Origin of the sequence: Rhodomicrobium sp. R_RK_3 (genome assembly GCF_002198715.1) — a bacterium.
Classification (GTDB): domain Bacteria; phylum Pseudomonadota; class Alphaproteobacteria; order Rhizobiales; family Rhodomicrobiaceae; genus R-RK-3.
Map to the genome: position 1 here is coordinate 15,532 of NZ_MWLK01000005.1, position 23,333 is coordinate 38,864.

22 protein-coding genes are annotated in these 23,333 nt (G+C 66.6%); 9 read left to right on the forward strand and 13 right to left on the reverse strand.

What is annotated here, in order from left to right; translation table 11 throughout:
* Positions 1–214: 214 nt before the first annotated feature.
* Positions 215–1,255 (forward strand): AI-2E family transporter, encoded by a 1,041-nt coding sequence (locus BLEFHOIH_RS01865; RefSeq protein ID WP_170936943.1) that lies wholly within the window; start codon positions 215–217, stop codon positions 1,253–1,255.
* Here the strand turns inward: BLEFHOIH_RS01865 and BLEFHOIH_RS01870 are convergent.
* The 4 genes from BLEFHOIH_RS01870 to BLEFHOIH_RS01885 form a co-directional block, all read right to left on the reverse strand.
* Entirely contained in the window at positions 1,180–2,283 is a 1,104-nt protein-coding gene (locus BLEFHOIH_RS01870; RefSeq protein ID WP_088342808.1) for a DUF4239 domain-containing protein, read from the reverse strand. The genes BLEFHOIH_RS01865 and BLEFHOIH_RS01870 overlap by 76 nt on opposite strands.
* A 112-nt stretch (positions 2,284–2,395) precedes the next feature.
* Positions 2,396–4,534 carry a methylmalonyl-CoA mutase gene (gene scpA / locus BLEFHOIH_RS01875; RefSeq protein WP_245296829.1) on the reverse strand — a complete coding sequence of 713 codons (2,139 nt, stop codon included), beginning with the start codon at positions 4,532–4,534 and terminating at the stop codon, positions 2,396–2,398.
* Positions 4,535–4,576: 42 nt separating this feature from the next.
* Complete coding sequence (locus BLEFHOIH_RS01880) at positions 4,577–6,676, reverse strand: methylmalonyl-CoA mutase family protein (RefSeq protein ID WP_088342810.1); 2,100 nt, start codon at positions 6,674–6,676, stop codon at positions 4,577–4,579.
* Positions 6,677–6,888: 212 nt separating this feature from the next.
* Positions 6,889–7,296: a DUF4332 domain-containing protein gene (locus BLEFHOIH_RS01885; RefSeq protein ID WP_088342811.1), complete on the reverse strand. Its 408-nt coding sequence runs from the start codon at positions 7,294–7,296 to the stop codon at positions 6,889–6,891.
* 161 nt (positions 7,297–7,457) lie between these two features.
* On the opposite strand from BLEFHOIH_RS01885, the gene BLEFHOIH_RS01890 reads away from it, so the two are divergent.
* The 3 genes from BLEFHOIH_RS01890 to BLEFHOIH_RS01900 are packed head-to-tail and all read left to right on the forward strand — an operon-like array spanning position 7,458 to position 10,603.
* Positions 7,458–8,963 (forward strand): helicase HerA-like domain-containing protein, encoded by a 1,506-nt coding sequence (locus BLEFHOIH_RS01890; protein WP_088342812.1) that lies wholly within the window; start codon positions 7,458–7,460, stop codon positions 8,961–8,963.
* Between the two features lie 21 nt (positions 8,964–8,984).
* Positions 8,985–9,812: a DUF2066 domain-containing protein gene (locus BLEFHOIH_RS01895; protein WP_088342813.1), complete on the forward strand. Its 828-nt coding sequence runs from the start codon at positions 8,985–8,987 to the stop codon at positions 9,810–9,812.
* Positions 9,809–10,603 carry a ribonuclease T2 gene (locus BLEFHOIH_RS01900; RefSeq protein WP_245296827.1) on the forward strand — a complete coding sequence of 265 codons (795 nt, stop codon included), beginning with the start codon at positions 9,809–9,811 and terminating at the stop codon, positions 10,601–10,603. Before BLEFHOIH_RS01895 ends, BLEFHOIH_RS01900 begins: the two co-directional genes overlap by 4 nt.
* Positions 10,604–11,162: 559 nt before the next feature.
* Here the strand turns inward: BLEFHOIH_RS01900 and BLEFHOIH_RS01905 are convergent.
* The 3 genes from BLEFHOIH_RS01905 to BLEFHOIH_RS01915 form a co-directional block, all read right to left on the reverse strand.
* Positions 11,163–11,702 (reverse strand): antibiotic biosynthesis monooxygenase, encoded by a 540-nt coding sequence (locus BLEFHOIH_RS01905; RefSeq protein WP_088342814.1) that lies wholly within the window; start codon positions 11,700–11,702, stop codon positions 11,163–11,165.
* A 91-nt stretch (positions 11,703–11,793) separates the two neighbouring features.
* On the reverse strand, positions 11,794–12,198 hold the full coding sequence (locus tag BLEFHOIH_RS01910; RefSeq protein ID WP_088342815.1) for a carboxymuconolactone decarboxylase family protein: 405 nt from the start codon (positions 12,196–12,198) through the stop codon (positions 11,794–11,796).
* Complete coding sequence (locus BLEFHOIH_RS01915; protein ID WP_088342816.1) at positions 12,134–12,562, reverse strand: MerR family transcriptional regulator; 429 nt, start codon at positions 12,560–12,562, stop codon at positions 12,134–12,136. The genes BLEFHOIH_RS01910 and BLEFHOIH_RS01915 overlap by 65 nt, the downstream gene beginning before the upstream one ends.
* A gap of 187 nt (positions 12,563–12,749) precedes the next feature.
* On the opposite strand from BLEFHOIH_RS01915, the gene BLEFHOIH_RS01920 reads away from it, so the two are divergent.
* The gene (locus tag BLEFHOIH_RS01920) at positions 12,750–13,241 is read left to right on the forward strand and encodes a hypothetical protein (RefSeq protein WP_088342817.1); all 492 of its coding nucleotides are present in this window, start codon (positions 12,750–12,752) and stop codon (positions 13,239–13,241) included.
* A 40-nt stretch (positions 13,242–13,281) separates the two neighbouring features.
* Here the strand turns inward: BLEFHOIH_RS01920 and BLEFHOIH_RS01925 are convergent, their stop codons facing one another.
* Positions 13,282–13,491 (reverse strand): hypothetical protein, encoded by a 210-nt coding sequence (locus BLEFHOIH_RS01925; RefSeq protein ID WP_088342818.1) that lies wholly within the window; start codon positions 13,489–13,491, stop codon positions 13,282–13,284.
* 576 nt (positions 13,492–14,067) lie between these two features.
* Here BLEFHOIH_RS01925 and BLEFHOIH_RS01930 point away from each other — a divergent pair.
* Positions 14,068–14,817, forward strand: coding sequence for an SDR family oxidoreductase (locus BLEFHOIH_RS01930; protein WP_088342840.1), 750 nt, complete (start codon positions 14,068–14,070; stop codon positions 14,815–14,817).
* 7 nt (positions 14,818–14,824) lie between these two features.
* Here BLEFHOIH_RS01930 and BLEFHOIH_RS01935 read toward each other — a convergent pair whose 3' ends face one another.
* Positions 14,825–15,487 (reverse strand): class II aldolase/adducin family protein, encoded by a 663-nt coding sequence (locus tag BLEFHOIH_RS01935; protein ID WP_088342819.1) that lies wholly within the window; start codon positions 15,485–15,487, stop codon positions 14,825–14,827.
* Positions 15,468–16,574, reverse strand: a complete 1,107-nt coding sequence (gene mtnA / locus BLEFHOIH_RS01940; protein WP_088342820.1) for an S-methyl-5-thioribose-1-phosphate isomerase — start codon at positions 16,572–16,574, stop codon at positions 15,468–15,470. Before mtnA ends, BLEFHOIH_RS01935 begins: the two co-directional genes overlap by 20 nt.
* 164 nt (positions 16,575–16,738) lie before the next feature.
* Here mtnA and BLEFHOIH_RS01945 point away from each other — a divergent pair, with 164 nt between their 5' ends.
* Positions 16,739–17,989: a TIGR03862 family flavoprotein gene (locus BLEFHOIH_RS01945; protein WP_088342821.1), complete on the forward strand. Its 1,251-nt coding sequence runs from the start codon at positions 16,739–16,741 to the stop codon at positions 17,987–17,989.
* Positions 17,990–18,012: 23 nt separating this feature from the next.
* Here BLEFHOIH_RS01945 and BLEFHOIH_RS01950 read toward each other — a convergent pair whose 3' ends face one another.
* Positions 18,013–18,213 (reverse strand): DUF1674 domain-containing protein, encoded by a 201-nt coding sequence (locus BLEFHOIH_RS01950; RefSeq protein ID WP_088342822.1) that lies wholly within the window; start codon positions 18,211–18,213, stop codon positions 18,013–18,015.
* Positions 18,214–18,359: 146 nt separating this feature from the next.
* On the opposite strand from BLEFHOIH_RS01950, the gene htpX reads away from it, so the two are divergent.
* Both htpX and BLEFHOIH_RS01960 read left to right on the forward strand, forming a co-directional pair.
* Complete coding sequence (htpX, locus tag BLEFHOIH_RS01955; RefSeq protein ID WP_088342823.1) at positions 18,360–19,301, forward strand: zinc metalloprotease HtpX; 942 nt, start codon at positions 18,360–18,362, stop codon at positions 19,299–19,301.
* A gap of 149 nt (positions 19,302–19,450) precedes the next feature.
* Complete coding sequence (locus tag BLEFHOIH_RS01960) at positions 19,451–20,737, forward strand: RsmB/NOP family class I SAM-dependent RNA methyltransferase (RefSeq protein WP_088342841.1); 1,287 nt, start codon at positions 19,451–19,453, stop codon at positions 20,735–20,737.
* A gap of 101 nt (positions 20,738–20,838) precedes the next feature.
* Here the strand turns inward: BLEFHOIH_RS01960 and purH are convergent, their stop codons facing one another.
* Positions 20,839–22,440, reverse strand: coding sequence for a bifunctional phosphoribosylaminoimidazolecarboxamide formyltransferase/IMP cyclohydrolase (gene purH / locus BLEFHOIH_RS01965; protein WP_088342824.1), 1,602 nt, complete (start codon positions 22,438–22,440; stop codon positions 20,839–20,841).
* Positions 22,441–22,562: 122 nt separating this feature from the next.
* Positions 22,563–23,285, reverse strand: coding sequence for an orotidine-5'-phosphate decarboxylase (gene pyrF / locus BLEFHOIH_RS01970; RefSeq protein WP_245296828.1), 723 nt, complete (start codon positions 23,283–23,285; stop codon positions 22,563–22,565).
* Between the last annotated feature and the right edge of the window lie 48 nt (positions 23,286–23,333).

A 23,333-nucleotide genomic window follows, 5' to 3' on the forward strand; every position in this document is an offset into this window, starting at 1 on the left:
TCTTAATGGACGTCGCCGGATCGGCCTTTGGCCGCCGCTTTTCAGCGCCAAGTTGCATCGCTGCACCGCAGATTTGCCCCCTCGCCGGCCTTGTGCGGAGCCAAAACCACAGCCCTTGCGGAAACCATAGCGCTCGCGAAGGTTTGATCGGTCACAGCAACCTGACCGGGCACCGAACGCCATGCCGACCACGCGCCGCACTGGGGAATCGAAAATGAGCGACTGGACATTTTTTCGCCGCGTTTTGATCGTGGCGGCGATCGTCGTCCTAGCCCTTCTGATCTGGCAGCTTCTGCCTGCCCTGCTCTTGCTCTTCGCCGCCGTGCTGTTCGCGCTGATGCTGGACGGCGGCGCCGATTTCGTCGAGCGCCACACGCCGCTCTCGCGCTCCTTTGCGCTGGCGCTGGTCATCCTCGCCATCGTCGGCCTGCTCGGCGGCGTGCTGTTCCAGTTCGGCGGCCAGATCATGACCCAGCTCGACGATGTCGCCCAGCGCCTGCCTGGGGCGATCGCCAGCTTGCAGACGCGGCTCGGCGTCGGCGACATCACCGGCAAGCTGATGGAGGAGCTGCGCACCAATACCGGCAGCATCCTGATCCAGATCACCTCCGCCGCCGGCTTCCTGATCAACCTCGTCGGCAACCTGCTCCTGGTCTTCGTCGCCGCCGTCTTCCTTGCCGCGCAGCCCGACCTCTACCACAGGGGCGTGCTGATGCTGGTGCCCAATTCGGAGCGCGACCTCTTCGCCGATACGCTCGACACCTCCGCCTCCGCGCTCAAGCAATGGCTGCTGGCGCAGCTCATCGCCATGATGATGGTCGGCGCGCTGACCGGCATCGGCCTCTGGCTGATCGGGCTGCCCTCGCCGCTGGCGCTCGGCCTGATCTCGGCGCTGGCCGAATTCATCCCCATCGTCGGCCCGATCCTCGGCGCCATTCCGGCCGTGCTGCTGGCGGTCTCCATCGACTGGACCACCGCGATCTGGACCATCGGCGTCGTCGTCGTGGTGCAGCAGCTCGAATCCAACCTCATCATGCCGCTGATCCAGCAGAAGCTGGCCGCCCTGCCGCCCGTCGTCACGATGTTCGCCATCCTCGCCTTCGGCCTGCTGTTCGGCCCGGTGGGCCTCGTGCTGGCCACGCCGCTCGCGGTGCTCTGCTACGTGCTGGTCACCAAGCTCTATATTCGCGAGCTGCTGGACGAGCCGGCAAAAGTCCCCGGCGAGGACGACGCGACCGTCGCCAATGCGGCTTGAACCGGCCCGGCGGCGGAGATCTCACCCAGATCCTCGCCAAGGGCGGCGGACAGCACCCGGAAGGGCTGCATGCTGACCACCCAGAAGCCCTCGAACGGATCGCTGATATCCGAGAGCATGAGCAGCAGGAAGCTGTTCAGCGCCCCGAGCAGGAAAATGATGTAATACTGCCCGAAGCGCGCCGGATTATCGACGAGGCCGAGCTCCGGCGGCGTGGCCGGAATGACCAGCGGCTCAGCGGTGAACGGCAGGATCAGCGCCAGCGCCATCAGCCAGAGCGCGGCGATCAGATAGCGCGGGATTTTCTCGCCGATGGCGTTGATCCGCTTCGAGCGCAGCGTCCCCAGCTCGCTATGCGCCGAGACCATGACCTGCAGCGATTCCTGATCGTTGGCGTCGCGCGGCTCGAGCTTGGCGATGTGGCGCTGGCAGTCGCGCAGCAGCCGCAGATTCTCATCGTCGATCCGCTGATCCCGCAAGGCCGCGACGTTCGCCGTGTAGCGAAGCAAATTGCGCCGGAGGCTGAGCACGGCATTGCGCGCCTCGCCGTCCTTGTCGATCTCAAAATAATGCGTCATCTCGGAAATGGCGCGCACCTTATAGGCCTCGTCCGAGACGTGGCGCTTGGTGGCGTCAAAATCCTCGATGCCCTTGACCAGCGCCAGGGCGGTGATGATGGCGTAGAGCGTGGCGATGCCGGAATAGAAAATCTCGTTATATTTGTCGCCGAAAACGAAGAACTTCGTGATCTCCGGCGCGACATCCAACCCATGCAGCAGGATATAGCTCTCGACGCAGAACACCCCGATCAGCAGCGGCAGCACGCAGCGGCACAGGATCGGCCCGCGCGTCGTCGTCAGCGCGGTGAGCATGATGAGCGCCAGCAGCGCGACGAGGCCGAGGCGGAACACCGGATGCCAGCCGGGATAGACGATCAGCCCGGCCAGGAACAAAAGCGTCACGCCGCTCAGCGACAGGAGAAATTTGCGCGGCCGGCTGGCGCCTGCTTGCTGTCTGCGCTCCTGCATCGGTCCCCCCAGCGCTCGCGCCAATGCGCGTTCCCCCGGCGCCGGGGCCTCCTCGCGAAACCGGCGCGGCAATAACAGCCAAGGTTAACGCAGTCGAGATGAACAGTCGCCGCTATTCAGCCGCTTCCAGCGTCGAATAGCCAAGCTGTGCGTTCAATTTGCACAGCAGATCCGTCGCCGCCGTCGCGATCACCGTGCCGGGGCCGAAAATGGCCTTGGCGCCGGCGGCGTAAAGCGCATCGTAATCCTGCGGCGGGATGACGCCGCCGACCGCGATCATGATGTCCGGGCGGCCTTGCGCCGTGAGTTCGCCCTTCAGCTCGGGCACCAGCGTCAGATGGCCGGCGGCGAGAGAGGAGACGCCGATAATATGCACGTCGTTCTCGATGGCTTGCCGCGCGCATTCGGCGGGCGTCGCGAACAGCGCGCCGATATCGACGTCGAAGCCGAGATCGGCGAAGGCCGAGGCGATCACCTTCTGGCCGCGATCATGGCCGTCCTGGCCGATCTTGGCGACCAGGATACGCGGGCGGCGGCCATCATTGGCCTCGAACGCATCGGTCAGCGCGAGCACGCGGCGCACATCCTCATTCATATGCCCGATCTCCTGCCGGTAGACGCCCGACACGGCGCGGGTGTCGATGCGGTGGCGGCCAAAGGCCTTCTCCATGGCGTCGGAAATCTCGCCGACCGTGGCCTTGGCCCGCGCCGCCTTGATCGATAGCTCGAGCAGATTGCCCTGCCCGCTTTCGGCGGCCTTGGTCAACGCGGCGAGCGCGGCCTGGGTTTCGCTTTCCTTGCGTTCGGCGCGCAGCCGCTTCAGCTTCTCGATCTGCTTGGCCCTGACCGCCGAATTGTCGACCACCAGCACGTCGATGGGCCGGTCGGCGAGCGGCTTGTATTTGTTGACGCCGACGATGGTCTGCGCGCCTGAGTCGATGCGGGCCTGCGTCCGTGCGGCGGCCTCCTCGATGCGCATCTTCGGCAGGCCGGCGTCGATGGCCTTAGCCATGCCGCCCAGCGCCTCGACCTCCTCGATATGCGCCCAGGCCTTCTTCGCCAGCTCATAGGTCAGCCGCTCGACATAATAGCTGCCGCCCCAGGGGTCGATGACGCGGGTGGTGCCGGTCTCCTGGGCGATGAAAAGCTGCGTGTTGCGGGCGATGCGGGCGGAGAAATCGGTCGGCAAGGCGAGCGCTTCGTCGAGCGCATTGGTGTGCAGCGACTGCGTGCCGCCATGGGTCGCCGCCAGCGCCTCGACGCAGGTACGGGCGACATTGTTGTAGACGTCCTGCGCCGTCAGCGACCAGCCCGAGGTCTGGCAATGGGCGCGCAAGGAAAGCGAGCGCGAGTCCTTCGCGCCGAGGTCCTTCATGATCTTCGCCCAGATCAGGCGGCCCGCGCGCATCTTGGCGACTTCCATGAAGAAGTTCATGCCGATGGCCCAGAAGAAGGACAGGCGCGGCGCAAAATCGTCGATGGCGAGGCCGGTCTTGATGCCGGCGCGCACGTAATCCATGCCGTCGGCCAGCGTGTAGCCCAGTTCCAGGTCGGCCGTCGCCCCGGCTTCCTGCATGTGATAGCCGGAGATCGAGATCGAGTTGAACTTCGGCATGTGCTTCGAGGTGTAGGCGAAGATGTCGGAGATGATCCGCATCGAGGGCGTCGGCGGATAGATGTAGGTGTTGCGGACCATGAACTCCTTGAGGATGTCGTTCTGGATGGTCCCGGCGAGTTTTTCCGGCGGCACGCCCTGCTCTTCCGCCGCCACGATATAGAGCGCGAGCACCGGCAGCACTGCGCCGTTCATGGTCATCGACACGGTCATCTCGCCGAGCGGGATGCCGTCGAACAGCGTGCGCATGTCGTAGATCGAATCGATCGCGACGCCCGCCATGCCGACATCGCCTTTGACGCGGGGATGGTCGCTGTCATAGCCCCGATGGGTGGCCAGATCGAACGCGATGGAGAGGCCCTTCTGCCCGGCGGCCAGATTGCGGCGGTAGAAGGCGTTCGACTCTTCGGCGGTCGAGAAGCCGGCATATTGCCGGATGGTCCAGGGCTGCTGGACATACATGGTCGGATACGGCCCGCGCAGATAGGGAGCCATGCCGGGAAGCGTTTCGAGGAAGTCGAGGCCGTCGAGCGCCGATGCGTCGTAAACCGGATCGAGCGCGATGCCTTCCGGCGTCATCCAGCCTTCGCCCGGCGCGGCCGATGCTGCTCCCGATTCCGGAAGCGCCCAGTCCATCTGACCAAAATTCGGCAAGCGGCTCATGGCGTCACGGGTCCGTTATGATCGGCTGCGGGGTTCGGCGGCGTCGTCATCCTCGTCGAATTCCTCCGACTCGACCTCGCCGAGTTCCTTCACCCGCATGATATGATGCAATTCCGTAAGCATCTTCAACATGTTGCAGCCATCGTGAACGATCCGGTCGATGGCCCGCTTATCGGCATCGGCCAGCATCGCCAGCGCCGAGGGCTCCGCCGCCAGATAGACCGCGACCGCCCCTGCCCCTTTTAGCGCGGCGGCGACGCCGGGCATGGCGGCGAGCGTCTTGTCCGAGGCGCAGATGCACACGCTCGGCGCGGGGCTGCGCTGGAAGGCGCGGGTCAGCTTGGCGAGGTCGGTGAAGCCGCCCTCATCGAAGGCTTCGATGCCGCCGGCGGCGAAGAAATTCTTGGCCCAGCCCGCGCGCGCATTGTAGTCGGCGAGCGCGCCGAGATTGGCGAGGAATATCGGCGGCCGGGCGCGGACGCGGCTCATGGCGCGGTCGGAGGCGGCACGGAGCTGTTCGAAGGCCTCGGCGGTACGGTCGGCGGTCGGCGGAATGAAGTCGAAGCGCTCGAGCAGGTTCTCGCAAGCGCGCTCGAGGCCTTTGAGCGTCGCGCCATTGGCGGCGGCGGCGACGATGGCGCCGAAACGCTTGCCCTTGCCGGCCGGCGGCAATTGCGGGACTTCGCCTTCCTCGTCGAGCGCGGCGAGGTCGATGGCAAGATCCTCGGGGCGCGAAAAGATCGGCTCTTCGGCGAGATTGGGATAGGACGAGACGCCGGTGATCTTGTCGCGGTTGCGGGCGAGGTTGGCGCTGCGCCGCAACAGCACATCGGTCAGCTTGCGCTCGACGAGCCCGGCTTCGAGCGCGGCGAGCAGGCCGCCGGTCGCTTCGACCGCGCGGAATTCGCCCCAGGCGGCGGCGGCGAGCTGATGCGTCAGGCTCTCGACATACCAGGAGCCGCCCGCCGCGTCGGCGACGCGGCCGATATAGGCCTCTTCCTGCAGGACGAGCTGCGTGTTGCGGGCGAGGCGGCGCGCGAAGGCGTCGGGCGTGCCGTGGCGGGTGTTGAACGGGATCAGCAACACGGCATCCGCACCGCCGACGCCGGCGCCGAAAGCGGCGGCGGTCGCGCGCAGCAGATTGACATGCGGGTCGCGCTCGGTGATGGCGCGGAAGGACATGGCGGCGATCAGCGGGGCGCGGCGCGGCTTGATGCCGGCGGCTTCGGTGACGCGCGCCCAGAGCGCCCGCATGGCGCGGAATTTGGCGATGGCGACGAAAATGTCGGTGTCGGCGGTCAGCGAAAAGCCGATGGCGTCGGCGGCCTCGTCGAGCGGCCAGCCGGCATCGATCAGCGCCTGCCAATAGGCGACGGCGGCGGCGAGTGAGAAGGCCAGCTCCTCACGCGCCGATCCGCCCGCCTGGTGCCAGGCGCGGTCGGAGACCAGGAACGGCCGCCAGCCGTAGGATTTCTCGCGCAGATAGGTGGCGACGTCGACCGCCTCGGACAGCGCCCGCTCGCGCTCGGCGGGGACGGAGCCGCTGGCGGCATAGAGGCTGAGCGGGTCGAGCCCGGCCGAGCCCTTGAGCCGGGCGGGCGGCGTGCCGCGCTTCTCCACCAGCGCCGCCATCAGGCCCGTGCCGGCAATGGCGTCGAAACCGCCGGAAATCAGGATGCCGATTTCGTCCAGCGCGACGCCGCTGAAAACCTTCTCCAGCGTCTCGACCCGGCGCGCGCCGATGGTGGCGCCGCCATAGGGGATCTGCCCGCCGAATTGCAGCCAGAAGCATTTGGCGCCGCCCGCAATATCTTCCTTGAGCTGACGGTTGGCTTCGGCGATGTCGAGATGGTCGAGGAACTGGATGATCGACCAGGGGCGCTCCGTCGCCGGCCGCCGTTCGCCGCGAATGAAGGGCGAGGCGCCGAGCTGGCCCGACAGGCGCGCGGCTTCCCCGCCATCGGCGGCAGTGTAGAGCGGCGCGGCCTCGATGCCCTCATAGAGCGCGGAATTCAGCTCGCCGAGCGCGCCGCCGCGCAGGGCCTTCAGCGCGGCCCGCTGCCAATCCGCGAAAGAAACGCCCGGAAACGCGCCGGCCAAATGCAAGTCGTTCATGCCCGTATCTTAATCAGAGGCGCCCCCGAGCGTCCAGCATCACTGGACCGCCGACGGCGGAATCATCCGGCTGCCGACGCCTCTATCACCCTTTACGGAAAATTGCCGCAGCGATTACCGTGTTTACGTCTAAGGGCTAATACGGATGCGGGAAGCGGGCGCGCGATGTATCCGAAAGGTTATCGAATACGCGGCGGCGCAACCCGGCCGTATCAGTATTTCATCACCGGCTCGATGGTCTTGGCCTGCGCGACCCAGCTTTCGACCTGCGCGAGGCCGGGCAATTGCCGGACCATTTTGCGCTTCTCATTGGCCTCCAGCATCGCCTTGTGCAGATTGTCGGCGCGGCGCTTCGACAGCTCCTTCACCGTGTCCACCCCGGCGACTTCCAGCAGCTCGGAAAATTCCTCGCCGACCCCTTTGATCCGCATCAAATCGGCCATATTTGCCCATTTCAAAATCAGGGTCTCGTCGACCCCGCTTTCGGTCGACAGATCCTTGCGGCCCTTGCGGGTCGCGGCCTTGTCCAGAAGCTGCTGGGTGTTCTTGATGCCGACCTTTTCGAGCTTTGCCGCGAATTTCGGACCGATGCCTTCAATCTTTTCAATTTTGTAGTTCACACTGCCCTCCTCAGTCTTCCTTAAAGTCCCGCACCCCTACAGCAATGGACCGATAAGATTGCGAACCTCTTAGAAAATGTTATGCAGTTCGCGCAATAGCTCAATCGGAATTTGAAGCAGCGAAGCTGCATGAGACCGGATTCATCAACAAGGACAGGATTATGAGCGGCCCAACGGATGATGCGGTTTTTCTCGGCGCGAGCGTCAAGCCGGAGCGGCTGCTGCTTCGGCTGGCGAACCGGCACGGGCTGATCACCGGCGCGACCGGCACCGGCAAGACGGTGTCGCTGCAGATCATGGCGGAGGGCTTTTCCGATGCCGGCGTCCCGGTCTTCGCCGCCGACGTCAAGGGCGACCTCGCCGGGCTCGCCGAGGCGGGCGTGTCGAAGCCGTTTCTGGAAAAGCGCGCCAAGGAGGTGGGGCTCGAGGATTATGCCTACCGCGCCTTCCCGGTGATGTTCTGGGATCTGTTCGGCGAGCAGGGCCATCCGGTCCGCGCGACCGTCGAGGATATGGGCGCGCTGCTGCTCGCCCGGCTGATGGAGCTGAACGATGTGCAGGAAGGCGTGCTCAACATCGCCTTCCGCGTCGCGCAGGACGAGAAGCTGCCGCTGATCGACCTGAAGGATCTAAGGGCGCTGATCGGCAATGTCTCCGAGCGCGCCGACGAGCTGTCGCAGAAATACGGCAATGTCTCGAAGAGCTCGGTCGGGGCGATCCAGCGGCGGCTCCTGGTGATGGAGCAGCAATCGGCGGCGCATTTCTTCGGCGAGCCGGCTTTCGATATCGCCGATTTCATGCGCAAGGATTCGGACGGGCGCGGCTATATCAGCATCCTCGCCGCCGACCGGCTGATGTCGACGCCGCGCCTCTATTCGACCTTCCTGCTCTGGCTGCTGAACGAGCTGTTCCGCAAGATGCCGGAGGCGGGCGACCCGGACAAACCCAAGCTCGTCTTTTTCTTCGACGAGGCGCATCTGCTGTTCGACGAAGCGCCCAAGGCGCTGATCGAGCGCATTGAGCAAATCGCCCGGCTGATCCGCTCCAAGGGCATCGGCGTCTATTTCGTGACGCAGAACCCGCTCGACGTGCCGGACAGCGTGTCGAGCCAGCTCGGCAACCGCATCCAGCACGCCCTGCGCGCCTTCACCCCGCGCGAGCAGCGGGCGGTCAAGGCGGCGGCCAGCACCTTCCGGCCGAACCCAAAATTCGATGCCGAGCGCGTCATCATGGAGCTCGGCGTCGGCGAGGCGCTGGTCTCGACGCTCGAGCCGAATGGCGAGCCCTCCATCGTGCAGCGCACGCTGATCCGTCCGCCCTCATCGCGGCTCGGCCCGCTGACGCCGGAGGAGCGCCGCGCGGTGATCGCGCAGAGCCCGGTGAAGGGCGTCTATGAGGAAGCCTTGGATCGCTCCACCGCCTATGAGATGCTGAAGCGCAGAACGGAAGCATCAACTTCCGCCGATACGGGAGAGGACGGCTTTGCGCGGCACGGCGAGTTCCGGGTGCCGAAAATTCCAGGCAGGGGTGAGGTCAGGGACCGGCCGGCGCGCTCATCCGGGCGGGACACGCCGACCGACACGTTCCTCAAATCGCTGGCCCGCTCGGTCGGCACGGTGCTGCCCCGCATCCTGGAACGCGTGCTCCGCAAGCCGCCCAGGCGCTAATTTTCTAGCAAGGGCTTCATCATGCATCTCATTCAAGGCGCAAGGATCGCCGCCGCTTTGGTGTCCGCAATGCTCGCCTTGCCCGCCGGGCCGGCGCGCGCGCAGAGCGATGAACTTTACAAGGCCGAAACCATTGTCACCGGCACGGATGAACGCGAGCGCGGCCGTGGCTTTGCCATCGGCGCGGAGGATGTCTTGATCAAGCTGACCGGAAAGGCGCAACTGGCCGGCACAGGAGAGGGCAAGGCCATCATCGCGCGCGCCGCCGAGCTGATGGCCGAGTTCACCTATGAGGACCGGATGAAGGGCATTCCGATCCATGACGAGCAGGGCACGCGCGACCGGCCGCATTTCCTGCGCATGCGGTTCGACGCGGAAAAATTCGACTCGGCGCTGAAGGTAGCGGGGCTGGCGAAATGGTCGGCGAAGCGCCCGGTGGTCGCGATCTGGGTCGGCGTCAGCGAGCCTCGGGGGAAATACCTACTGTCCCGCGAGGGCCGCGACGGCTATGGACAGCGCGAGGTGCTGAAGGGCGCGTCCGCCAAACGCGCCGTGCCGATCGTGCTGCCGGAGGAGACTCAAAACGCCGTGAGCTATGACGAGGTGGCGGTGGGCGACAGGGCCAGGCTCATGAAGGCGGCCGAGGCGCTTGGGGCCGATGCGGCGCTCTACGGCACGCTGGATTTCGACGGCAATGCCTATTGGAACGTCAACATGGCGGTGACGGGGGCGGCGGATGCGCAATGGAAAATGACGGGCGTCAGTTTCGACACCGCCTTGAAAGGCGCAATCGACAATGTCGCGGGGGCCTATGCGGCACTGGCGGAAAAAGAGGGTAAAGGCAAATGACATTCATGGGGCGGCTGCTTGCGGCCTTGCTCGCGCTGATCGTCCTGGCGCCGGCGGATGCGCGGGCCCAGGACAAGAACGTGCCGGGCGAGTTCGACTATTACGCGCTGGTGCTGAACTGGTCGCCGAGCTATTGCGCGACGCGTGCCGCCAATCCCCGGCCCGGCGAACCGCAATGCAGCGGCGAGCGCCCCTATTCCTTCATCCTGCATGGGCTGTGGCCGCAATATGAGCGCGGCTGGCCCGGCGATTGCCGCCTGCCCCAGCGCCCCTGGGTGCCGAACGAGCTGATCGACAAGATGCTCGACATCATGCCGAGCAAGCGGCTGGTGATCCATGAATACCGCAAGCACGGCACCTGCTCGGGCCTGCCGCCGCAGGAATATTTCGGCACCGCGCGGCGGCTGTTCGACAGCATCAAGATCCCGGCGCGGTTCCAGAATCCGGACGGCTCGCTGACGATATCGCCCGGCGAGGTCGAGAACGAGTTCCTGAAGGCCAATCCGCAATTGACGGCCGATATGATGAGCGTCTCCTGCCGCGACCGGCGGCTCGGCGATCTGCGCATCTGCTTCAGCCGCGATCTCAAGCCGCGCGCCTGCGGCGTCAACGAGCGCCAAGATAAGCTGTGCAACAGCCCCACGGTGGTGATGCCGCCGGTGCGGCGCGGCGCATCCAACGGCTCGGAGCGGAACGAGGGACAAGGCGGCAATCGCAGCTACCGCCAGGACCGCAACGACGACAATGGCGGCGACGACAATGACGATTACGAGAGCAACGACCGGTATTAGGGCAGCCACGGTTAAAACCCGATCCGCAGCAGTCCCCTGAGACCTTTGCGTATCGAAGGTCCTCTCCCCGTCGTCCCGGACGGCCGTCAGGCCGAGCCGGGACCCAATCATATTTCCGNCTCCCTCTCCCCTTGGAGACCTTTGCGTATCGAAGGTCCTCTCCCCGTCGTCCCGGACGGCCGTCAGGCCGAGCCGGGACCCAATCATATTTCCGCTATTGCTGCGGCAAGCGGAGAGGCGAGTGGGCCCCGGCTCTAACGGCCGGGGCGAAGGAATCGAAGTTTTGCAAAGGTCTTCATGGGGAGAGGGATAGGGTGAGGGGGTAATGCCTGTCGGTGAAATGGCGCGGCTCCTTCCGTCCGCAGCTCTTCGGCCGGGGCGATTTACCAAAGTCCCTAAGGATTTTCCGTGAGCCGCCGTGTCACACGGAGAGGCATTACCCCCTCACCCGGCACGCTTCGCGCGCCACCCTCTCCCCCTGGGAGAGGGAAAGGCTGCGGCGACTTGGGCTGGTGAGACAGATCGCGGCGCTGGCCCATACCGCCTTATGCGATCCCGCTCAGATCGTCCGGTAAAGCTCGACCTCGACCGCATCAGCGCCAGAATCCGCCGCGAGCCCCTGCTCGGCAATCTGCCGGCGCAGGACATCGAGACGCGCATGGGCGTAGTGCTCGAATGCCGCCTCGTCGGGACATTGCTGGTAGAGCACGAAGCGGTCGGGATCGCCCGTCGAGCGTTGCGGCGGACCGGAAAGCAGTCCGGGCCAATCCGGGCTGCCCGGCGGCAGATGATCGCGCAAGAGCTCGGCCATCGCGTCGCCTTTGCCCGGAGCCGCGCGGATGCGGGTCACGGCGGTCAGCGTTCCGGCTTGGGGGCCGCTCGCGGCAATGTCGAGCCGCCCGACCACCAGTTCCCCGATCTCCACCCGCCGCAGCCGCGCGCGGCCGACCGAGAGCCGCCCGATCGCCAGCGCGCCGACGGCCATCGCGCCGAGCGCCATCGCGCCCAAAGCAAGCGATCCAAGAGCGGCGGTTCCCGTCGCCTGCGCCCCGGTTGCCGTCGCGCCCCGTGCGGATTTCATCGGCGCCCGTCTCACCATGCTTGCCTCCCTACACTGCGACCATCGGATTTATCACGCTGCCGGCCCGATATCCGTGAACAAGACATCCAAAGCAACCATAGCGCACGCTCTATCCCTTGTCAGACCGCTGCGCAAACACCTCCTTGGCGGCGAACAGCCCGTTGACCGCCGCCGGAAAGCCCGCATAGACCGCCATCTGCATGATGGTCTCGGTGATCTCCTCGCGCGTCAGGCCGACATTGAGGCCGGCCTCGATATGCACCTTGAGCTGCGGCGCCGCATTGCCGAGCGCCGTCAGCGCGGCGATGGTCGCGATCTCGCGGGCGCGCAGATCGAGGCCGGGGCGGCTGTAGATGTCGCCGAACGGGAATTCGAGCACATAGGTGGCAAAATCCGGCGCGATGTCGGCGAGCGAGGCGACGACTTTCTCTCCGGCCTCGCCGTCGATTTCAGCGAGCACGCGCCGTCCGCGCTCCAACCGGCTTTCGGCGGCGTACTGGTGGGGTTGCGTCATAGTCCTTCATCCTCTGGTCGGGGCCGGCATAGCCGGCGATCTTGCTGTCGAGGACGAGAAGCGAGGCTTCGAGTTCGGCCAGATGGGCGCGGACGCGGTCGCGATGCCGCTCCAGCATTTCACGCCGCTCCGCCTCGGTGCCGGCGCCGCGCTCCCGCAGAGCCGCATAGCGCAGCATGTCCCGGATCGGCATCCCGGTCGTGCGCAGACGGCCGAGGAATTCGATCCAGATCAGGATCGATGCGTCGTAGTCCCGTTGGCTCGAAGAGTCCCGGTCCGCATAGGGCAGCAGCCCGATCCGCTCATAATAGCGGATGGTATGGGCCGACAGACCCGAGCGCTTTGCCAGTTCACCGATCTTCATGAGCCCCTGCTCTCGTCACGACGCAGCTACGGATACGGGTTAGAGCGCGCTCTAAGTCAAGAGGGCTTTTTCTGGTATTCGCGCGGCCCGGACGGCGCTGCACTCCCGCCCGTAATATTCCACACCTGTGGTCGGCGGGCGACAGACGGAACCGGGCGGCCCCTATAGGTTCGCGCCGGGGAATGATGTGGGGGACATCGTGTACAAGCATTCGAAGATTTTTCTGCCGCTGGCGGCATTGCTGCTCGGCGGCGCTCTGTCCGGCTGCGCCTCGCAGGGCATCGCGCAGAATGCGGAGCTCGCCGCCAAGCCGCTCGCCAAGTCGCAATCGCGGGTGAAGATCTTCCGCGCCGACACCACATTGGCGAGCGCTGCGGGCGCGCGGGTCAAGGTCGACGGGCGGGAGATCGCCGAGATCGACAATGGCGGCTCGACCATTCTCGACCTCGCCGCCGGCAAGCATGAGATCGTCGTCGACAATTGGCAGCATCCCAATGTCTTCAAGCTCGACCTCGTGGCCAAGCCGGGCATGATGTATGTGCTCGAGATCACGCCGCGCGAAGAGGCCGCCGTGGCCGGCGCCATGCTGGGGCTGGTGGGGATGCTCGCCGAAGCCGCCGCGAATGAGAATGGCGGCGTCTACAGCATTCGCGTCGTCGAGGAAAAGCGGATCAGCTAAGGTTTGGTTGCCGAGCCGTTAAGCACGAGGCCGCCGCGCGTCAGTCCATGCGCGCGGTGAGGCCGCCCTGCGCCTTGGCGGCGGTGAGCATGGGGTGATGTTCGTATTCGCCCGCCATGGCGGCGTCGAGGCCGGCGATGATGTCGCTGATGCTGCCGCGCACCGTGCTCATGAAGAATGCGGGGCTGTAATGGGCCTCATGGGCGAGCCACATCATGCAAATGGCGAAGAGGGCGGTGCGGGGGGCCATAAGAACCTCTGATATGCGTCTTGGTGCAGATCTCTGAACGCCGGTCCCGATTGACTGGCCACGCCCTGAATACGAGAAGATCCTTAATGCACCGTCGACGTGCCGGTTCTAAATGACACTACCGGAGATTTTACTCCGAAGACGGACGAACTGTGATTCCCCGGCAACAGCACCGCCGCGCCACCAACACGTGTCGCGCCGCGACCGAAGCCGCTGCGTGAAAAATCGGAATTGTTGTGGAAAGAGGGTGGCCGGATCCCGATGGGGGCTAGGATCCGGCCTTTTGGGCACTAGAGAGGGAGAGGATTGGTCATAAAGAGACAAGCCGAAACTTGTTGTCTTCACTTCCCATCCACTTACGCTACGCTACGCTTACAAAGCTCGCGCGCAACACAGCCTCCGCATTTGGCTTCAGAGCTAACCGGGAACTGGTTCATCGCGCCTCTTGGGATTACACTTAATACGTGCGTTTGGTGAACGCAACTACTTTAAGTGGCGGCGCTCGATTTTTCGCGGATAAGCTGTGAAAAAAGCGGCGGAGCGGCCGCCATTCCTGTGCCGCAAAGGACGGTGAAATTGAACCAGCCACGGCAAAAAACCACGCAAAATCAGGTGGTTCTGATCACCGGCGCGGCGCATCGCATCGGCCGGGCGATCGCGTTGAGCTTCGCCGGGCAGGGCTGGAAGATCGGCTTGCATCACCGCCATTCGCAGGAGGCGGCGCAGGCTCTGGCCGATGAGATTTTCACGCGCGGCGGCGCGGCGGCGATTCTTGCCGCCGATCTATCGCGGCCGGACGAGGCGCGCGGGCTTATTCCCCGCTGCATCGAGGCGCTCGGCGTCCCCTCATGCCTCGTCAACAATGCCTCGCTGTTCCAGAAGGACGATCTGGCGACGCTCGACGAGGCGAGTTGGCAGGCGCATATGGACGTCAATCTGCGCGCGCCGGTGCTTTTGGCGCAGAGCTTCGCCGCGCATCTGCCCGCCGGCGCGAGCGGCCATATCGTCAACATCATCGACCAGCGCGTGACGCGGCCGGCGCCGGAATTCTTCTCCTATGCGGCGAGCAAGGCCGGGCTGTGGTGGGTGACGCAGACCATGGCGCAGGCGCTCGCGCCCGCCATCCGGGTCAATGCCGTCGCGCCGGGGCCGGTGCTGCAGAGCATCCACCAGACCGAGGCTGAATTCGAAGCCGAGCGCGCCGCGACCCTGCTGGGGCACGGAGCGGCCCCGGAGGAGATCGCGGCGGCGATCCACTTCCTGCAGAATTCGCCCTCGATCACCGGGCAGATGATCTGCGTCGATGCCGGGCAGCATCTGAGCTAAAGGCGGCTCATTGCTGGCCGTAGCCGCGGAATTGGTCCAGCACGCGCTGCATGTCGTCATCGCTGAGCAGCGGTCCGCCGCCGATCTGCAGCGTGCGCAGATATTGGCCGGCGAGCGTCTCCACATCGCGGGCGAGGTCGGCGGCGGCGGCGAGGTCCTTGCCGCAGGCCACCTGTCCGTGATGCGCCAGCAGCGCCGCCTTGCGCCCGTCCAGCGCCGCGACCACTGCCGCCGCCAGTTCCGGCGTGCCGAAGGTGGCGTAGGGCGCGAGCCGGATGTCACTGCCGCCGCCGGCCGTGACCATGTAGTGAAAGGCCGGGATCGGCTTGCCCGCGCAGGCGAGCGCCGTCGCATCCATCGAGTGGCAATGGACAATGGCGGCGATTTCCGGCCTCGCCGCGTAAATGGCATGATGCAAATGCCATTCCGAGGACGGCCTGAGGCTCCCCGGCAAAGTCTCGCCACCCTCGCCGACGAAGACGATATCGGCCTCGCCGAGCCCGTCATAGGCAAGGCCGCTCGGCGTAATCAGCATCCCGCCGGGCACGCGCGCGGAAACATTGCCGGAGCGGCCGGGACTGAGCCCTTCGCGGCTCATGGCGCGCGCCGTCTCGATTACCGCGCGGCGCAGGGCAACGTCACCCGGCAGTTCAGGCGGCTGCTTGCCCATCGGCTCTTTCGGGATAGAGCGACAAAAGGCCGGCGGCGGAGGCCGGGCAGATGCCGCGCTCGGTGATGAAGCTGGTGATGAGCCGCGCGGGCGTCACGTCGAAGGCCGGGTTGGCGGCGCCGCTCCCCGGCGCGGCGATATCGACGGTCACCACCTCCCCGCTCGGAAGCCGGCCGGACATGCGGGTGACTTCGGCCGGGTCGCGCTCCTCGATCGGGATGGTGCGGCCGTCGGCGATGGTCCAATCGATGGTGGAATAGGGCACGGCGATATGGAACGGCACGTCATTGTCGCGTGCGGCGAGCGCCTTCAGATAGGTGCCGATCTTATTGGCGGCGTCGCCATTGCTGGTGACGCGATCGGCGCCGGTGATGCAGAGATCGACCTGCCCCGCCTGCATCAGATGGCCGCCGGCATTGTCGACGATGATCGTGTGCGGCACGCCATGCGCGCCGAGCTCATAGGCGGTGAGCGCCGCGCCCTGGTTGCGCGGGCGGGTCTCGTCGACCCAGACATGCACGGCGATGCCGGCATCATGCGCCTGATAGATCGGCGACAGCGCGGTGCCCCAGTCGACGGTCGCGACCCAGCCGGCATTGCAATGGGTGAGGACGTTGACGGTGGCGCCGCCTTTGCGCTGCGAATGATCGCGGATGAGCTGAGCGCCATGCGCGCCGATCAGCCGGTTGGTCTCGACATCGTCGTCGCAGATCCGGGCGGCCTTGGCATAGGCGGCGTCGGCGCGGGCGGATGCGGGGAGCGGGCGCAGCGCGCGGTCCATCTCGTCGAGCGCCCAGCGCAGGTTGATGGCGGTCGGGCGCGTGGCGGCGAGCTGGGCTATGGCGGCGTCGAGCGCGGCGTCGGACGGGTCGCGGCGCATGGCGAAGCAGACGCCGTAAGCCGCCGTCGCCCCGATCAGCGGCGCGCCGCGCACCTGCATGATCTTGATCGCGCGCGCGGCATCGTCGAGCGTGGACAGCGTCAGCGTTTCAAAGACATGCGGAAGCTTGGTCTGGTCGATGATGACGGCGGATTGTCCATCCTTGCCGAGCCAGATCGTGCGATAGGGTGTGCCGTTGATCTTCATGGGAAACTCCGCCCGGCCGGTGCCGCGAAATCTTGCACCTTATATAGGTGCCGATGTGGCTGTGTTGCAAAAATAAAGCGCGGGCGCATGGGCGATCCTCGCTTTCGGCAGCCGTCTCAAGCTGATAGGGAGTGGGTTCGCGGTCAAGCGGGATAAGCAGACTCATGACAATTGAAACGTCGCCTCAGGCCGCGATTATCGGCGCGGGACCGGCCGGGCTGATGGCCGCCGAAGTTTTGGCGGCCGCCGGCATCGGCGTCACGGTGTATGAGCGGATGCCGTCGGCGGGGCGGAAATTCCTGCTGGCCGGGCGCGGCGGGTTGAATGTGACGCATAGCGAGCCGCTGGCGGCGTTTTTGGGCCGCTACCGCGAGGCCGAAGCGGCGCTCCGCCCCGCCATCGAGGCGTTTTCGCCTGAGGATCTGCGCGGCTGGTGCGAAGGGCTGGGACAAACGACGTTTGTCGGGTCCAGCGGGCGGGTGTTCCCGGTGTCGTTGAAGACCTCCCCGCTGCTGCGCGCCTGGCTTGGGCGGCTCGGCGGGCTCGGCGTGCAGTTCAAGCTGCGGCATCGATGGCTCGGCTGGGATGCGGATGGCGCGCTGCAATTCGCCGCGCCGGACGGGACGGTGGCCGTGAAGCCGGACCTGACCGTGCTGGCGCTCGGCGGCGCGAGCTGGCCGCAGCTCGGCTCGGACGGATCGTGGACGGCGGCGCTAGCCGCAGCGGGCGTCGAGATCGCGCCGTTGCGGCCGTCCAACAGCGGCTTCCTGGCGAACTGGTCGCCGCATTTCCGCGAGCGCTTTGCCGGGCAGCCGCTGAAAGGCATCGCGCTGACCATCGGCCGGACGCGCGTGCGCAGCGAGGCGATGATTACGCAAACCGGCCTCGAAGGCAGCGGCATCTATGCGCTGTCGCCGGAGCTTCGCGAGGCCATCGCGGCGACCGGCGAGGCGCGGCTCTATATCGATCTCTTGCCGCTGATCCCATTGCATGAGCTCCAGCCCCGCCTGGCGAAGTCGCGGGAAAAGCAGTCGCTGTCGGGGGTGTTGCGCAAGGCGACGAAGCTGCCGCCCGCCGCCGTCGGACTGATGCATGAGGTTGCCATCAGTCAGGGCACGCCGCTATCCGGCCTGTCGCGCGACAAGCTGGCGGAGTTCATCAAGGGCGTGCCGGTACGGCTGGTGGGCGTGGCGCCGATCGAACGCGCGATTTCGACGGCCGGCGGTGTCGCGCTGGAGGCGGTGGACGCGGGTTTCATGCTGAAGGCGAAGCCCGGCACTTTCGTCGCGGGCGAAATGCTCGACTGGGAGGCCCCGACCGGCGGCTATCTGCTGCAAGCCAGCTTCGCGACCGGCGCCGCCGCCGCGCGCGGGGCGCTGGAATGGCTCGCGGAACGGCGGCAAAGCGAGAACTGACGGGCCGAATGCGGCCCCGCCCACTAGAAATCCGAGGCGATGCCGCCCTTTTCCCAATCGCCATAGCGGGTCGGCTCCGGGCCCTTCCGGCCGACTTCCTTCGGCCCGCTCTCCGTCGCCGCCGCCTTCCGGCGCCGTTCTTCCGCTTCGGCGAGCGCCCGTTCGGCCGGTGTCGATCCCCGATCCGCCGCCTCGTCTCCCGTCTTGCCGCTATCGTTAGCCATCAATTCACACTCCATGCCTGCAGGGCCCTAATCACCCCGCCATCCGGGCCCGACGTCTTGAACAGCCGGCCTTATTCCATGATATAGGGCTTGCGCGCCGGTCAATCACGCGCGCGTGACGATCCTTGTCAAAACGGGGGCTGACCATGAATTATTTTCGCACAACGCTGCTGCTGGCCGTGCTCACGGCGCTGTTCATGGCGATCGGCTATGGCCTCGGCGGCGCGTCGGGCATGGTCATCGCCTTCGTCATCGCGGCGGGCATGAACATCTTCAGCTATTGGAATTCCGACAAAATCGTCCTCAGCATGCACAATGCGCAGGAGGTCGACGCACGCTCGGCGCCGGAATTCTACGATCTCGTCCGCCAGCTCGCCGCCAATGCCGAGCTGCCGATGCCGAAGGTGTATCTGATCCAGGCCGACCAGCCCAACGCCTTCGCCACCGGCCGCAATCCGGAAAATGCCGCCGTCGCCGCCACCACCGGCCTGCTCGACCGTCTCACCCAGGAGGAAGTCGCGGGCGTCATCGCGCATGAGCTGGCCCATGTCAAAAACCACGACACGCTGACCATGACCATTGCGGCGACCATCGGCGGCGCCATTTCTATGCTGGCCAATTTCGGCATGCTGTTCGGCGGCGGCCACCGCGACAACAACAATAGCGGCGGCCTCGGCATGGTCGGCACCTTGATGATGGTGTTCCTCGCCCCGCTCGCCGCCGGCGTCATCCAGATGGCGATCAGCCGCTCGCGCGAATATGAGGCCGACCGGGGCGGCGCCTATATCAGCCAGCGCCCGCTCTGGCTCGCCTCCGCGCTGAACAAGATCGCCCGCGCCGCCGAGGAAATCCCCTATGAGCAGGCCGAGCGCAATCCCGCGACCGCCCCCCTGTTCATCATCAACCCGCTCTCGGGCCAGGGCATGGACAATCTGTTCTCGACCCATCCGAACACCGAGAACCGCATCGCCGCCCTGCAACAGATCGCCCAGGAGATGGGTCAGGCCGGCGGCGGCATGAATACTGCCCGCCCCGCCCAGGGGCCGTGGAGCCACACGCAAAGCGGGGAAAAGGGCCCCTGGGGCTAGAGCGGGGGTTGCAAGCCGCCCCCGCCCGTCGCATGGATGATGCTGGCCTTTAAGAATTGCAAGATTGGCTAAATGTGTTCGGCTCCTTTTTTAGCCCCAGTGAGGACCGGTTGAGCGCGCAGGATCGAGCCGGCCTCAAGGCGCGGCGCATGGCGGTCGACCTGCTGAGCGCGGTCATGACCGACCGGCGGCCGTTCGACGACGCCCTGGAGCGCATCGGCGCCGAGGACCGCTATGCGTCCATCGAGCCGCGCGACCGGGCCTTCGCCCGCGCCATCGCGGCGACGGCGCTGCGGCGGCACGGGCAGCTCGCCGACATCATCAAGCGCTTCATCGAGAAGCCGCTGCCGGAGAAGCGCGGCCGGCTCGACGCCATTCTGCTTTGCGCGGCGGCCCAGCTCGTCTTCCTGAAATCGCCGCCCCATGCGGTCATCAATCTGTCGGTGTTCCAGGTCCAGGACGATCCGCAGGCGCGCCGTTTCAGCCGGCTCGCCAATGCCGTCCTGCGGCGGGTGTCCGAGCAGGGGGCAACGCTCGCGGCGCAGCAGGATGCGGGCAAGCTGAACACACCGGACTGGCTCTGGCAAAGCTGGAGCCACAGCTTTGGCCCCGACGAGGCCGAGCGCATCGCCGCCCAGCATCTGCGCGAGCCGCCGCTCGACCTCACCGTGAAATCCGACGCCGAGGATTGGGCGCGCCAGCTCGGCGGCGTCGTGCTGCCGACCGGCAGCGTCCGGCTCGCCGCCAAGGGCCGCATCGAGGAGCTGGCCGGTTTCAGCGAAGGCGAATGGTGGGTGCAGGACGCGGGCGCCAGCCTTCCCGCGAAGTTCTTGGGCGAAGTGGCGGGCAAGCGCGTCGCCGATCTCTGCGCCGCGCCGGGCGGCAAGACCGCGCAGCTCGCCCATGCCGGCGCGCTTGTCGTGGCGATCGACAGTTCCGCCAAGCGGCTCGAGCGGCTGAAGGACAATCTCGCGCGCCTCCGCCTCGACGCCGAAATCGTCACCGCCGATGCACTGAACTGGCAGCCCGAGGAGCCGCTCGACGCCGTGCTGCTCGACGCGCCCTGCTCCGCCACCGGCACCATCCGCCGCAACCCCGACATCCCCTATTTGAAGCGCCCGTCCGACATTAACGAGCTCTCCCGCTTGCAGCAGAACATGCTCGGCAATGCCATGGCCATGCTGAAGCCGGGCGGCGTCCTGGTCTATTGCACCTGCTCGCTGGAAGCGGCGGAGGGGCCGGACCAGATCGCCCGCCTGCTCGCCATCCGCGACGACGTCCGCATCTCGCCGATTGCGGCGGACGAAATCGGCGGCCGCACCGAATGGATCGACCGCTACGGCGCCCTGCGCACCCTGCCGAACTACCTCCAGCTCAGCGACCCCGAACTCACCGGCATGGACGGCTTCTACGCCGCAAGGCTGGTGAAGAGCTAGCGGCGGGATGAAATCGGATCGGATCGTGTCGCCAAGCCCTAAAACGAAATTCCCGCCTTCGCGGGAATGACAAAACAGATGGCGCCGATTGAGACCCCGCCCTAATGCCGGAAGTGCCGCATGCCTGTCAGCACCATGGCGAGGCCGCGCTCATTCGCCGCCGCGATCACCTCGTCGTCGCGCATGGAGCCGCCGGGCTGGATGACGGAGGTCGCTCCGGCATCGGCAAGGGCGAGCAGGCCGTCGGCGAAGGGGAAGAAGGCGTCCGAGGCGGCAACCGACCCTTCGGTCAGCGAACCCGGCAGCCCGGCGGCCTTGGCGGCGGCCTCGCCCTTCCAGGCGGCGATGCGGGCGGAATCGACCCGGCTCATCTGGCCCGCGCCGATGCCGACGGTCGCGCCGCCCTTGGCGAAGACGATGGCATTCGACTTCACATGCTTGCAGACGCGGAAGGCGAAGATGAGGTCCGCCAGCTCCTGGGCCGAGGGCGCGCGCTCCGTCGCCACCTTAAGCTCCAGCGCATCCGGCGAGCCATTGTCACGCGACTGCACCAGGAAGCCGCCGGCTACCGTGCGCAAGGTGAACCCGCCCGCCTTCGGATCGGGCAAGGCCCCGGCGAGCAGCAGCCGCAAATTCTTCTTCTTCGCCAGGATCTCCTGGGCCTCGGGCGTGGCGTCCGGGGCGATGATGACTTCGGTGAAGATCTCGGCGATGGCGCGCGCGGCCTCGGCATCGAGCGTGCCGTTCAGCGCGACGATGCCGCCGAAGGCGCTGACCGGGTCGCAGAGGAGCGCCTTGCGGTAGGCATCGACCAGCGAGGCGCCGACCGCGACGCCGCAGGGATTGGCGTGCTTGATGATGGCGACGGCCGGCGCGAGGGCGGGGTCGAATTCCGCCGCCAGCTCATAGGCCGCGTCGGTATCGTTGAGATTGTTGTAGCTCAGCTCCTTGCCCTGCACCTGCCGCGCGGTCGCAACGCCGGCGCGGATACGGCCATCGGCCGGGCTGACATAGAAGGCGGCGGACTGATGCGGGTTCTCGCCATAGCGCAAGGTCTGGCGCAGCGTGCCGGGCAGCGCCAGATGGCGCGGCGCGGCCTCGCCGACCTGTCCGGCAAACCAATTGGCGATGGCGGCGTCATAGACCGCCGTGCGCGCGTAGGCTTTGGCGGCGAGCGTCCGGCGCAAGTCCAGGCTGGTCGCGCCGCCGAGCCTCTCCATCTCGGCCAGCAGCGCGGCGTAATCCTGCGGATCGGTGACGACGGCGACCCAATCATGGTTCTTGGCGGCGGCGCGGATCATGGCCGGGCCGCCGATGTCGATATTCTCCACCGCCACCTCGAAACCGGCATCCCGCGCGATGGTCGCCTCGAACGGGTAGAGATCGATCACCAGCAGATCGATGGCGGCGATGCCATGCGCCTCGGTGGCGGCGCTATGTTCGGCATTGTCGCGGATGGCGAGGAGGCCGCCATGCACCGCCGGATGCAAGGTCTTGACCCGGCCGTCGAGCATTTCGGGGAAGCCGGTCAGCTCGGAGACGTCGCGGACGGCGAGGCCCGAATCGCGCAGCGTCTTCGCCGTGCCGCCGGTCGAGACCAGCTCGACGCCGCGCGCCGCGAGCTGTTGCGCGAAATCGGCGATGCCGGTCTTGTCCGAGACGGAAATCAGGGCGCGGCGGATGATGGGATTTGCTTGGGTCATGGCGATCCTCCGCCTTGGTGGTAGGCCGCCGGCGCGAGGCGGGCAAGCGAAACAAGGTCGCGGCAGGCGGCGATAGCCGGCGCCGCGCCCTCCACGCGAAAATTCCGGTGCCGGAACGCGGTTCAGCCGCCGAGCGCCGCTTCGATTTCCCCGATGATCGCGTTGGCGGCCTGCCGCGGGTCGGCGGCGGCGCTGATCGGGCGGCCGACGACGAGATAATCGGCGCCGGCGGCGATGGCCTCGGCGGGGGTGACGACGCGGGCCTGATCGCCGGTCGCGGCCCCCGCTGGGCGAATCCCCGGCGTCACGATCAGGAAGCCGGGTCCGACCTCCGCGCGGATGGCGGCGGCTTCCTGCGCGGAGGCAACGACGCCGTCAAAGCCTGCCTCCCTGGCAAGCGCCGCGCGGCGCAGCACCATCTCGGCCGGCGTGGCGACAATGCCCTGCTCCGCCAGATCGGCGCCGTCCGTGCTGGTCAGGACAGTGATCGCCAGGAGCTTCGTCGCGCTGCCGCCACGCCCCCGGACGGCGGCGTCGAGCGTCTTTCTGTCAGTGCCATGGACGGTGAGGAACCCCGCGCCGAGCCGGGCGGCATTGGCGGTCGCGCGCTCGACGGTATTGGGAATGTCGAGCAGCTTGGCATCGAGGAAGAACGGACAGCCGGAATCGGCCAGTGTGCGGGCGAATGGCAGGCCGTCGGCATAGATCAGCTCGAGGCCGACCTTGAAGATCGCGACCTCGCCATGCAGCGCGGCGACCAGATGGCGCGCGCCCTCGACCGAGGGGAAGTCCAGCGCGACGATCAGCTTCCCCGCCGCAGCGCCGCGCTTGGCATCGACATGCATGGCTGGCCTCATGGCTGAAGTTCGGCGCCCGATGCGCGGTGCGCGGTG

What these genes read in the sequence shown, in the direction of transcription:
- BLEFHOIH_RS01865 (WP_170936943.1), top strand. Translation starts at nt 215, where the DNA reads ATGAGCGACTGGACATTTTTTCGCCGCGTTTTGATCGTGGCGGCGATC.
- BLEFHOIH_RS01870 (WP_088342808.1), bottom strand. Translation starts at nt 2,283, where the DNA reads ATGCAGGAGCGCAGACAGCAAGCAGGCGCCAGCCGGCCGCGCAAATTT.
- scpA (WP_245296829.1), bottom strand. Translation starts at nt 4,534, where the DNA reads ATGGACTGGGCGCTTCCGGAATCGGGAGCAGCATCGGCCGCGCCGGGC.
- BLEFHOIH_RS01880 (WP_088342810.1), bottom strand. Translation starts at nt 6,676, where the DNA reads ATGAACGACTTGCATTTGGCCGGCGCGTTTCCGGGCGTTTCTTTCGCG.
- BLEFHOIH_RS01890 (WP_088342812.1), top strand. Translation starts at nt 7,458, where the DNA reads ATGAGCGGCCCAACGGATGATGCGGTTTTTCTCGGCGCGAGCGTCAAG.
- BLEFHOIH_RS01895 (WP_088342813.1), top strand. Translation starts at nt 8,985, where the DNA reads ATGCATCTCATTCAAGGCGCAAGGATCGCCGCCGCTTTGGTGTCCGCA.
- BLEFHOIH_RS01900 (WP_245296827.1), top strand. Translation starts at nt 9,809, where the DNA reads ATGACATTCATGGGGCGGCTGCTTGCGGCCTTGCTCGCGCTGATCGTC.
- BLEFHOIH_RS01905 (WP_088342814.1), bottom strand. Translation starts at nt 11,702, where the DNA reads ATGGTGAGACGGGCGCCGATGAAATCCGCACGGGGCGCGACGGCAACC.
- BLEFHOIH_RS01910 (WP_088342815.1), bottom strand. Translation starts at nt 12,198, where the DNA reads ATGACGCAACCCCACCAGTACGCCGCCGAAAGCCGGTTGGAGCGCGGA.
- BLEFHOIH_RS01915 (WP_088342816.1), bottom strand. Translation starts at nt 12,562, where the DNA reads ATGAAGATCGGTGAACTGGCAAAGCGCTCGGGTCTGTCGGCCCATACC.
- BLEFHOIH_RS01925 (WP_088342818.1), bottom strand. Translation starts at nt 13,491, where the DNA reads ATGGCCCCCCGCACCGCCCTCTTCGCCATTTGCATGATGTGGCTCGCC.
- BLEFHOIH_RS01935 (WP_088342819.1), bottom strand. Translation starts at nt 15,487, where the DNA reads ATGGGCAAGCAGCCGCCTGAACTGCCGGGTGACGTTGCCCTGCGCCGC.
- mtnA (WP_088342820.1), bottom strand. Translation starts at nt 16,574, where the DNA reads ATGAAGATCAACGGCACACCCTATCGCACGATCTGGCTCGGCAAGGAT.
- BLEFHOIH_RS01945 (WP_088342821.1), top strand. Translation starts at nt 16,739, where the DNA reads ATGACAATTGAAACGTCGCCTCAGGCCGCGATTATCGGCGCGGGACCG.
- BLEFHOIH_RS01950 (WP_088342822.1), bottom strand. Translation starts at nt 18,213, where the DNA reads ATGGCTAACGATAGCGGCAAGACGGGAGACGAGGCGGCGGATCGGGGA.
- htpX (WP_088342823.1), top strand. Translation starts at nt 18,360, where the DNA reads ATGAATTATTTTCGCACAACGCTGCTGCTGGCCGTGCTCACGGCGCTG.
- BLEFHOIH_RS01960 (WP_088342841.1), top strand. Translation starts at nt 19,451, where the DNA reads ATGGCGGTCGACCTGCTGAGCGCGGTCATGACCGACCGGCGGCCGTTC.
- purH (WP_088342824.1), bottom strand. Translation starts at nt 22,440, where the DNA reads ATGACCCAAGCAAATCCCATCATCCGCCGCGCCCTGATTTCCGTCTCG.
- pyrF (WP_245296828.1), bottom strand. Translation starts at nt 23,285, where the DNA reads ATGCATGTCGATGCCAAGCGCGGCGCTGCGGCGGGGAAGCTGATCGTC.